The sequence below is a fragment of the Candidatus Pelagibacter communis genome (assembly GCF_012932795.1).
Lineage (GTDB): Bacteria > Pseudomonadota > Alphaproteobacteria > Pelagibacterales > Pelagibacteraceae > Pelagibacter > Pelagibacter ubique_S.
The window spans coordinates 579,920-590,922 of record NZ_LANA01000001.1 but is presented as its reverse complement, the minus strand read 5'-3'; the positions used below and the strand labels follow the sequence as shown (position 1 = coordinate 590,922).

General features: G+C 28.8%; 11 protein-coding genes. 8 read left to right on the top strand and 3 right to left on the bottom strand.

What is annotated here, in order from left to right:
- The first annotated feature begins 2 nt into the window (after window positions 1–2).
- Genes VP91_RS03105 through VP91_RS03075 form a run of 7 tightly spaced genes read left to right on the top strand, consistent with a single transcriptional unit; the run spans window position 3 to window position 5,812 of the window.
- A complete protein-coding gene (locus VP91_RS03105; RefSeq protein WP_169035977.1) occupies window positions 3–290 on the top strand; it encodes an HU family DNA-binding protein in 288 nt (95 codons plus the stop codon).
- Window positions 283–975, top strand: coding sequence for an orotidine-5'-phosphate decarboxylase (gene pyrF / locus VP91_RS03100; protein WP_169035976.1), 693 nt, complete (start codon window positions 283–285; stop codon window positions 973–975). The genes VP91_RS03105 and pyrF overlap by 8 nt, the downstream gene beginning before the upstream one ends.
- Complete coding sequence (locus VP91_RS03095; RefSeq protein WP_169035975.1) at window positions 972–1,595, top strand: phosphoribosylanthranilate isomerase; 624 nt, start codon at window positions 972–974, stop codon at window positions 1,593–1,595. The genes pyrF and VP91_RS03095 overlap by 4 nt, the downstream gene beginning before the upstream one ends.
- An 8-nt stretch (window positions 1,596–1,603) precedes the next feature.
- Window positions 1,604–2,794: a pyridoxal-phosphate dependent enzyme gene (locus tag VP91_RS03090; protein WP_169035974.1), complete on the top strand. Its 1,191-nt coding sequence runs from the start codon at window positions 1,604–1,606 to the stop codon at window positions 2,792–2,794.
- Window positions 2,787–3,590 carry a tryptophan synthase subunit alpha gene (gene trpA / locus VP91_RS03085; RefSeq protein ID WP_169035973.1) on the top strand — a complete coding sequence of 268 codons (804 nt, stop codon included), beginning with the start codon at window positions 2,787–2,789 and terminating at the stop codon, window positions 3,588–3,590. The genes VP91_RS03090 and trpA overlap by 8 nt, the downstream gene beginning before the upstream one ends.
- A gap of 2 nt (window positions 3,591–3,592) precedes the next feature.
- On the top strand, window positions 3,593–4,534 hold the full coding sequence (locus VP91_RS03080; RefSeq protein WP_169035972.1) for an acetyl-CoA carboxylase carboxyltransferase subunit beta: 942 nt from the start codon (window positions 3,593–3,595) through the stop codon (window positions 4,532–4,534).
- A gap of 21 nt (window positions 4,535–4,555) precedes the next feature.
- Window positions 4,556–5,812, top strand: coding sequence for a hypothetical protein (locus tag VP91_RS03075; RefSeq protein ID WP_169035971.1), 1,257 nt, complete (start codon window positions 4,556–4,558; stop codon window positions 5,810–5,812).
- Here VP91_RS03075 and VP91_RS03070 read toward each other — a convergent pair.
- A complete protein-coding gene (locus tag VP91_RS03070; RefSeq protein WP_169035970.1) occupies window positions 5,809–6,123 on the bottom strand; it encodes a thioredoxin family protein in 315 nt (104 codons plus the stop codon). The two genes, VP91_RS03075 and VP91_RS03070, sit on opposite strands and share 4 nt — an antisense overlap.
- Window positions 6,124–6,245: 122 nt before the next feature.
- Between VP91_RS03070 and VP91_RS03065 the strand changes: the two genes are divergently transcribed.
- Complete coding sequence (locus VP91_RS03065; protein WP_169035969.1) at window positions 6,246–7,022, top strand: PD-(D/E)XK nuclease family protein; 777 nt, start codon at window positions 6,246–6,248, stop codon at window positions 7,020–7,022.
- Here the strand turns inward: VP91_RS03065 and VP91_RS03060 are convergent.
- A complete protein-coding gene (locus VP91_RS03060) occupies window positions 7,019–10,423 on the bottom strand; it encodes a TM0106 family RecB-like putative nuclease (RefSeq protein ID WP_169035968.1) in 3,405 nt (1,134 codons plus the stop codon). The two genes, VP91_RS03065 and VP91_RS03060, sit on opposite strands and share 4 nt — an antisense overlap.
- A complete protein-coding gene (locus VP91_RS03055; RefSeq protein WP_169035967.1) occupies window positions 10,410–11,000 on the bottom strand; it encodes a hypothetical protein in 591 nt (196 codons plus the stop codon). Before VP91_RS03055 ends, VP91_RS03060 begins: the two co-directional genes overlap by 14 nt.
- Window positions 11,001–11,003: the final 3 nt, after the last annotated feature.

Here is an 11,003-nt window from a genome sequence, read left to right as displayed (position 1 = left end):
AATTGGCTATTGTAAAATCAAAGCTTCTAAATCAACTCAAAAAATCATACCCAAATTTCTTAAAAAAAGATCTCGACCAAGTAGTTTCAATCGTCCTAAATGAAATTAAACAAGCTTTAAAACGTGGAGACCGCGTTGAACTAAGAGGCTTTGGTATGTTTTCAACAAATATTCAAAAAGCTAGAATATCTCGAAACCCAAAAACTGGTGAAAAAGTAAATACACCAGAAAAGAAAACAATTCACTTTAAAATGGCAAAAGAAATGTTTAATAAATTAAACAATGACTGATAAAAATATCTTTTTAGCATTTGATACATCAAGCTTAAAAGAGATAAAAAAAATAATCAATAATACTAAAACTAATAAACTTCAAATAATTCCAAAATTTGGCTTACAGTTTTTTTATTCAAAAAATGGGAGAGCTTTTCTTCAAAATTTTAAAAAAGATTATTGGTTAGATTTAAAAATAAATGATATTCCACAAACTGCTTTATCTGCAATGGATAGTTTAAAAGATTTAAAAAGATGTAAATATATCACTGTCCATGCAAGTGGTGGTTTTGAAATGCTTAAGGCTATTACAAAAAAAGCAAAAATAATTAATAAAAATTTAAAAGTATTAGGAGTTACAATCTTAACAAGTCTTGATAATAAATCACTTAAAGAAATTGGCCATACTAAAACTGTTAAGCAATTAGTATTAAAACAAGCTGATCTTATAAAAAAGTCTGGTGCAGCTGGCATAGTGTGTTCTGCACAAGAAGCAAAAATAGTTAGAAAAAAATATAAAAAATTATTTATTGTTACACCAGGAATAAGACTACCGGGAGATGATGCAAACGATCAATCTAGAGTAATGACTCCTAACGAAGCTTTTAAAGCTAAAGCTTCTGGTATCGTAATGGGAAGATCATTGATAAAGGGTAATATCAAAAATAACATTAAAAGATTAATTAATCATTTAAATCAATGATCCTATCCTGCAAGATTTGTGGGGTCTCTGATTCTAAAACTTTAGAGTTTTTAACCTCCCATCCTACCCCACCTAAGATGATAGGGTTTATTTGTAATTGGCCTAAATCAAAAAGATTTGTTGAGCACGAAAAGCTTAAAGAGCTATTAAAAGTTGATAAAAGAAAATCAGAATATGTTGCTGTATTGGTTAAACCTAATGAAGATATATTAGAAAGAATAAAGGATTTACCATTCGATTATTATCAACTTTATGATTGCACTCCATCTGAGGTTATATCAATAAAAGAAAAATATAATAAAAAGATTATTACTGCTATTACAGTAAAAAATAAAGAAGATGTAAATAAATATAAAAAATTTGAGTCAATTTCAGATATTATTTTATTTGATAGTAAAGGTTATGAAAAAAGTGAATCATTTGATCATTCTTATTTAGATAAATTACCCAATAACTTAGAAAAAATGATCGCAGGCGATATACAAATTGAGGATGTTTCAAATTTTAAGGATAAATCTTTTATAATTGATATAAGCGGATCATGTGAGAATGAAGAAGGGAAAAAAGACCTATATAAAATTGATAAATTTTTAAATACAGTTCATAATATAAATTATTAAATAAAATTATGACAAAAAATTCTTATAAAACAGGTCCAGATGAGTTAGGTTATTTTGGTTCAGGTGAGAGTGCTATGGGTGGAATGGCAGTTGGAGAAACACTTATGCCAGTTCTCCATGAGCTAAACCAAGGATTTGAAGAAGCAATCAAAGATCAAAGTTTTTTAGATGAATTTGATTATCATTGTAAACACTATATTGGTAGACCTTCACCACTATACTATGCGGAAAATCTTACAAAAAAATTAGGTGGAGCAAAAATTTTGTTTAAAAGAGAACATCTTAATCACACCTTAAGCCACAAGGTGACCAACTCATTATTTCAAGTATTACTAGCAAAAAGAATGAAAAAGCGTGCTTTGATTTGCGAATCTGGGGCAGGCCAACATTTTTCTGCCACAGCGGCAGTAGCTGCTAAATTTGATATGCCTCTAACCGGCGTGATGGGCGATATAGATATAGCTAGGGTAAACCAAAATATAATTAAAGCTAAGCATTATGGGGCAGAATTAAAAAGTGTACCAGGAACTTTAAAGGAAGCAATTACAGAAGCCATTAAAACTTTTTCAAGTAATCCCGACTATGCATATATATGTGGATCAGTTGTGAGTAGCGCACCATATCCTAGAATCGTTCAATTTGCTCAAAGTGTAATCGGAAGAGAAATTAGAGAACAGTCAATGGAACAAGAAGGTAGACTTCCTGATATGCTAATTGCATGTTGTGGCGGTGGCAGTAATTTGATTGGCATGATACATGAGTTTTTAGACGAACCTGAAATAATTAAGATTGGTGTAGAGGCTGCTGAAACTGCTGCGCTATCAAATGGAACGCCAGGGATTATGCAGGGAATGAAAACTTATATGCTTCAAACGGATGATGGATCTAAATCTTTAGGTGGTTCATCCTTAGGAGCAGGCATTCAATACTTTAGCGTTGGGCCTCAACATTCATTTTTAAGAGATCAAGGTATTGTTAAGTATACTAGTGCAACTGATAAAGAAATTTTAGAGGCTTATAAGCTTATAGCTTCAACTGAAGGTATTTGTAGTGCACTTGAACCAATGGCTGGTGCAGCTGAATTAATAAAACAAGCAAAGAATAAACCTAAAGATTATCTTATTTGTTTGAACCTATGTGGCACCGGTGAAAAAGACCTTAATACAATTCAAGAACATATTGGTAAAGATTTTGAGTGATAGACTTAAAAAAATTTTTACTGAAAAACTTCCTAAAACAAAATTAGTTTCTTATTTTGTGGGTTGCTACCCTACTCCTGAAATAAGTTTAGAATTAATCAAGCAAGCAATTGATAATGGTGTTTCAATTCTGGAGGTGGGTTACGTGACTTCAGAGGCAAGTGCAGAAGGACCTATTATTAAAGCCGCTCACGACTATGTATTAAATAAAGGTCATAATCTTAATGATATTATTAAGCTAGTTAAGAATATAAGAGATTACAATCAGGATGTAGGAATTGTATTAATGGGCTATATTGCAAATTTATACAAGTACCCTATTTCAAACTTTGTAGACGATATTAAAGTTTCAGGTGCCGATGCTGTTTTAGTTGTGGATGCTCCTCATGAACTAAAAGAAGAAAATCAGTTAAGAGATGCTTTGAATAAAAATGGATTATCACTCATTAAATTAGCTGCTCCTACTACTGATGACAAAAGACTTAAGGATATTGTTAATATAGCCTCTGGTTTTTTATATCAAGTGAATGTATCTGGAGTAACGGGAGTTAAATCAGCAAGTGAAACTGATGTTACAAATTTTGTAAAAAGAATCCGAAATTTAACTAATATTCCAATTTGCACTGGTTTTGGGATTAAAAGTCCTGAAGATGCAAAAAAAATGTCTAATAGTGGCTGTAATGGAGTTATTGTGGGATCGGCATTTGTGAAATATATTCAAGATAACCTTAATGACAAACTATTAACACAAAATGTTGGCAAACTAATTAAAAGTTTTACTAACGTATTGGAATAAATATGAACTGGATTTTAAAAAAAATTTCAAACTCAAAATTTGGCAACAATATTAATAAATTTATAGCAAAAAAATTTCCATCAAAATTGGAACAAGCTAATTCTAAATATATATCTTGTCATGGTATGCCGACTGATAAAGAAAGTTTAAAAAAAAATAATATGGTATGTCCAGAGTGTAATTTTCATCATTATATAAGCCCTACGTCTCGTTATAATATGTGGTTCGGCCAAAATAATTGGCTAGAAATAAAGTCTGCAGAGCCACCATCAGATCCTTATCGATGGGAAGATACAAAGAAATATATTGATCGTCTTAAAGATGCAAAAAAAACTACAGGGCAAGCCAATGCAATATTATCTTGTGAAGCTAGAATAAATAATATTGATGTTGTTATGAGTGCTGTAGATTTTAAGTTTATTGGAGGATCGATATCCATGGCGGAGGGAGAAAATGTATTAACCGCAGTTCAAAAAGCAATAGATAAAAATGTTCCTTATATCTTTGTCAGCGCCTCGGGGGGCATGAGAATGATGACTAATATTTTATCCTTGATGCAAATGACACGAATGACGATTGCAATAAATGAACTTAAAGCTGCTGGATTATTTTTTGGTGTTGTTGTAACGAGTCCTACGACGGGTGGAACTGCAGCAAGTATAGTTTCTCTTTCAGATATTTGTGTGGGGGAAAGTGGTGCAACCTATGCTTTTGCTGGTCGGAGAATCGTACAAGCACAAACACCCAGTGAATTACCAGAAAATTTTCAAACGGTTGAATATGCAAGAAATAAATCTGGGCAAATTGATCTTGTGTTAGATAGAAAAGATATTTACCCAACTTTAGGTAAAATTTTATCAATATTGTTAAAAAAGAATTCTGCTATAAAAACTGTAGAAAATGAAACTACAGAAAATAATAAAACACTTACAGAAGCTTCATAATCGTATTAATTTAAATTAATCATGGTTGATACTGAAGTTTACTATAACCAATTACAAAAAAAATATAGTCGAAGAATAACCTTAGGATTATCTAGAATAAAAAAAGCTCTGAGTCTGTTAAATAACCCAGATCTTAAACTAATAAGGCCCTGCAATATTTTGGGATCAGATGGCAAGTTTAGCTGTCTCACTTCGCTTAAGTATTTCATAGAAGCAAATGGTCAATCAACTTCAACTTTTATCAGTCCTCATCTATATGATCTTCGATCTAGAATATGGTTAAAAAATAGATTTATCTCATTAAATGAAATTAAAAAATATGAAAAAAAAATTAGTAAGTTAAAAGTTAAATTAAGCTTATTTGAGTTATTGACTTTAATATATGTTTTAGCGGCAGCTAAAGCAAAATGTTCATACAATATTCTCGAAAGTGGCTTGTTGTTCAAAAAAGACAGCTCGAACATTTTTAAAAAACCTATCCTTCAGGCTTGTACAAATATCAATAAGCAACATTTAGAATGGATTTCACCAAAAACTATAAATGAAATTTGTAAACAAAAAGTAGGCTATTTAAGCAATCAAACAAATATCTACATAGGTAAACAAAACCCTAAAACTTTAAGAATAATAAAAGGAATATTAAAGAAAAATAAAAGTACTATTACTTATCCTTCAATATGGAGAATTATTTATAAAGATAAAAATATTTATTATAAAGATAATAGACATAAAATATCTATTCGATCTAATTATATTCACAGCAAAGGATTAATAGATAATGTTGGTCTAGCAATTAAAATAGCTTTAGATCAAAAAATAGATCCAAAATTAATAGAAAGAACAATTCCAAAAATTAAATTTGAAGGGCGTTTACAATATTTAGAAAAAGGTAAATTAAAAAAATTAGTAAACAAAAATGAAAAAATTTTATGTGATGGTGCCCATTCAAACACAAGTGCACAAAATTTATATAATTATTTAAAAACTCTTAATATGCCAATTTATTGCGTTTGGGGAATGCAAAAAAATAAACTACCTAATGAATTTTTAAAAAATTTTAAAGGTATTTTTAAAAAAATTATTACCATTAGAATACCAAATGAAAAAAATGCATGTTCTTCTATAGAGCTTAAAAATATTGCTTTAAGACAAAATTATAATGTAGATATAGCTAAAAATTTAAAAGACTCTTTGAATAAACTACACTCTAAAGAAAAAAAAATAATTGTATTCATGGGAAGTTTATATTGGATAGGATATGTTCTTAAAAATAATTAAATATTCTTATCTAGGAATTCTTTTACTTTAGCTTCACCTGGATTTCCCACAAGTCTGTCAACCTCTTTGCCTTTGTGAAACACAATAGTTGAGGGTACGCCCCGAATTCCGATAGAAGCACCATGGTTTAAAGCTCCCTCCTCGACGTCTGCATAATAAAAATTAGCTTTATCTTTATATTTTTCTGAAAATGCAGCCATTATTGGCTTTAATGATTGGCAAGGCGAGCACCAAATTGCACTATATTGAATCACACTAATATCTTCGTTTTTAATTTTATTATCCCAGTCCTCATCTTTAAAAATTATCATGAATCATATATAAATTTTTTATTTATTTTATTCAAGTAATAAATTGTCATCATATAAATATTCTAAATATAAATTTTTATTTAGATGCTATGCTCTCTTAAAAAAATCGATATAGTTAGTTGATGTTTGTTTTTGATAAAAATTTTCCATGGTCATCAAAATACAACCCTGAGTCTACTAAACCCTTTATAATGTCACGGTCAAAAATTGACCTTTATCTAAAATGTAAGAGATGCGCTTATTTAGATATGAGATTAGGAATTAAAGGACCTAAACCTTTTCCTTACAATTTAAACTCAAGAATTGATGCACTATTAAAAGTTGAACATGATGTAGCTAGAGAGAAAAAAATAAAAACAAAATATTTAGAGGAAAATAATATTGATGCTATTCCTTATAGTCATCCTGAATTAGACGTTTGGAGGGAACCTTTTAAAGCGGCAAGATTTCACCATAAGGAAACTAATATAACTGTTGCAGGGTCTGTAGATGATCTATGGGAAGATAATGAAACAAAAAAGATACATATTGTGGATTATAAATCAACCCACACCCCAAATTTTGAAAAATTAAAAGCGTTTAATGCCCCTTACCTGATTGGTTATAAAAGACAGGCGGAAATTTATGCATGGATTTTATCTAAGCTAGGACTTGAAATTCACCAAAGAAGTTACTTTTTTTATGTTAATGCAACCCTCAAACAAGAGATTTTTGATAATAAATTAGATTTTGAATATGCATTAGTTCCTTATGATATGAGAGACTTTAACTGGGTTGAAAACACAGTAGTGGAAATTAAAAATTTTCTAGAAACAAATAAAATTCCTGCTTCAACAGCTGATTGTGAATTATGTAAATATATGCATAAATTTTTTGAATTTATAAAAAAGAAAAATTAACTTACGGTATATTCTTTTAGTTTTATTAGTGTATTAACAAGTTTAATTTGTTCAGGTTTCTTAACTTGTAAATGAAAAAGTTCAGGGTTCATCAAAATAATACTGATACATTGTGCTCTGGAGATACCTACGTTTAATCGATTCCGTGAATAGAAAAATTCTAGATTTCGAGAAAGATTTTCGGGATCACTTGTAGTCATTGATAAAATTGAAATCGGTCTTTGCTGCCCCTGAAAAGAGTCAACAGTTCCGACATTGGCACCTTTAGGTAATATTTCTTTTAAATAATTTACCTGAACATTGTAAGGGCTTATAACTAAAATAGAATCTATATCAATATTAGACTCCTTACCTTTTTCATCAATAAATTTTCCTTTTAAAAATTTATCATATAGTTTAATTATTTCTTGACCTTCTTCCTCACATAATTGTGATCTATTTTTATGATTCATAGGTAGGTAATATATTCCTGAGTCTTTAAAGGTTTTTTCTGATTTAGGTAGAATTATTTTTCTTTTTTCTGTATCTGGATGATATTTTAACCTTCCATCATAAAAACTATTACTTGTAAAACTATTTATATTTGGATGTAATCGTCTTGTAGTGTTTAAAAATATTCCTCTATCAGGTGATATAGTATCATCTTCTACTAAAAACTCTAAAATACTTTTATTAATTTTTCCAGGATGTACTGCTCTTGAGGGCATTGCTAATTGTTGTTGATCTCCAACTAATACAATATTTTTAGCACACTTACCCATAGCCACAACATCTGCAACAGATACTTGGCTTGCTTCATCAATAAACAAAACATCTATTTCTTGATCAAAAAATTCCTTTCTTAAGTGATATTTTGTTCCTGCAAATAAATTATGACTATTTTCTTTTAATGCTTTAATAAAATTTCTATCATCATTGTCTCTTTTTTTACCTTTATGATCTATATATTGAGTGGTTATAAACTCTCCATCAAAAATATGTTCTTCTAGGGATCCTTTTTGTTTAAGACCTTTAAATTTAAAATTCTGTTTAATAGCCTCTTTTTCTATAGCTTCTAATAAATTGATAATTACTTTATGAGAATTTCCACTTATTGCTATTTTTCTACCCTTTTTTAAAAGATGAATGACTGAACATCCAATTGTGAACGTCTTGCCAGTACCCGGAGGCCCTTGCAAAACAACAAATGAATTATCTAAGTTTTCTATAACTAATGGTATTTCTTTTTCAAAATTATCTGTTTTTACTAAATTTTCGCCTTTTTTTAACCCTTTTATATTTGGAATTTCTTTTTTAAGAATATCTAAAATTGCTAAATACTTGTTAGTCTTATTGCTAGAAATTGTTTCTTTTATAAACTCTTGTATTGAAGACTCTAGCTTATCTGGTGGCGTTGGTTTTGGTGGTCCTAAATTTAATAATTTAGGTAAATTTTCTTTAGCTAACCCAGTCTTTCTATCAATTCCAGTTCCTTTTTTAATTTCTAAAATTCTTTTTTTAGCATCAATACTAATTATCTCTCCTGCATTTTTTTTATCAAAATCAACCCACTGAGCATTAGTAGCTAATTGACCTTTTTTAATTTTGTATTCTTGTTCTGGAAATTTATATTTATATAATAAACTTTGTTTTATTGGCTCTGGTTCACCAATCAAATTTAAACCACCTAAGCAATCAGCATCATCGATTAATTCATCTGTATTTTTATATCTTCTCTCTCTAAGGGCCCACCAGTCTGGACGATTTTCTCTTCTATGATAATTTTGAATATTTGAGAATAATTTTTTTAAATCACTTTCAATTTTAGATTTATCTATTTTTTCATCAAGTTCTCTTGCGGTTTGCTCCCAATCTTTATGTTCTTCTTTTTCTTCTTTTTGCTCTGCTGGAGTAAACCATTCAACATTGTCAGGCCTTGCTTCATCTAAAAGCCAATTTCTTAGATGCATTGTTGATTGAACATCTTCTTCATTATATTTTTCAATCTTATCTAAAATTTTCTTATCTTTTGTTTCTATATATTCTACATAATAGTCAACTGACTCTGATGCCGTTTTAACATCTCCAGATCTTTCAAATTTATAAAATTTTTCTATATCTTTTAATGAATAACTCTCGGAAGAACACTGCATAGATTCTTTTACACATTTATAAAGATCAACAAATTTTTCTTTTATCAATAAATTATCTAATTCTCTCATCTTTACTTTATGAAAAGATGTTAAATCTTTAACGGCTCTTTCTTCATAATTGTGGTAGTGAAAAATATAAGAATCTGGGTATTTTGATAAATGATTTGTAACAAAGTCTAAGAAATCTATTATTAATTGTTTTTCTTCATCACGATCATGAGCCCAAAAAAATTTACTTTTTGCTTTATCATTTTCAATATAATGCAAGCCAAATAAGTATTGTAAACCATCTTCATAAACAAAGCTGGGGGCACCCTCTATATCAAAAAATAAATCACAAGATCCTTTTTGAGGTAATCTGTTAAAGCCACGAAGAGGTTCAACTGGAAATAATTCATATTTATTTTCACCTGTTTTTTTATTATAAACTTGAAGCTCTGCCTGCTTAATTATTTTTGTAAGCCTATAATCTTTTATACCCTCTATTTTCTTTTTTTTATCCAAACCTGCTACTTTATGCATGGTTAAAATTTTACTGTCTTCTAGAGCCTGAATTTCTATTCTTTGGATACCAGCAACCAAGTTTAAGCTATCTTTTTTTTCCCATTCCGATTTACAAGCATCTTGATAGTCACAAAATTGGCAATAACTACATTTATTAGGCTTAATTTTATCTATGGATTTACTATTTAAAAAATTTTCATATTTTTCTTTATTAATAGAAAAATAATTCATCGTTTCGTTTAAAGAAAATGATTTTTCTTTAAAGTTTTTTAAAACAATATTTGTCTTCTCTCCAACAACACCATCTTGATATTTTGTTAATAAATCAACATAAGAGTTTACTTGCATGAGGTGGTCAACTTTAACTTGAGATGATATTTTTGTATCAGTCACCTCATAATAAGGTTCACCTTTTTCATTTAACTTTTTTATTAAAAAGTCTGGCTTTCCTATCCAATTGTTTTCTATTAGACATCCCTGGTAAATTAAATCTGCACCATTTTTAATTGCTTTCTGAGTTTGCTTTTCTTGGTCTGCATTTGATAGTGATTGATCTATTTCAACTACATTTTTATTATTTTTTTTTATTTTTTTTAAATAATCTTTTTCATGATTCAGACCTCTTTTAAATAAAGCTTTAATACTTATTGTTTTTTCTTTTTTTGGAGTGCCTCTTAAATTATGAATTGTATGATAATTACAATTAAGGAACCCTATCAACTGTGAAGGAGATAAAAACTTCTTCTTTAAATTAATCTTCTGCATTAACGATCTTGTTCAACTTTTCTAATTTGGAAGATCTTTTTGTTTCTAAAACAGATTTTACTAATTTCCGATTACAACTTACATCAAGAATTTCTTCAACTTTTTTTGCAATAGTTGTCTTTGTTAAACATTCTTTATTTTTTTCATTTCGAATCTTAGATTTTTCTTCTTTACCTACTGCTGCATCAATTTTTTTTTGATATTCTGCTGCACTAGGAGCATTATCAAAAATTTCTAATATTTTTTCTTTTTTTTGTTTTAAAATTTTTCGCCCTAATAAAGAATTATTATTATTTTTCATTATTTCTAAGATTTCATTAATTTTAGAATCCGATGGTATTTTATAAATTGTTGGTGTTGAACCATCTCTTCCTTCTCTTTTTAATTTTGCCATTCCAATATTATTATTATTAGCAAATCGAGGTAAATTATCTGCTCTATCAATTAAAATTTTTTTTTTATTTAAATAAGAAATAAATTCATCAGATGTTAAATAATCATTCGGTTTTTCTTCATAAAAATAGCCTTTGTCTTCTTTAGTTTTTAATTCATATGGATTGCTATCTCTGATACTCATTTG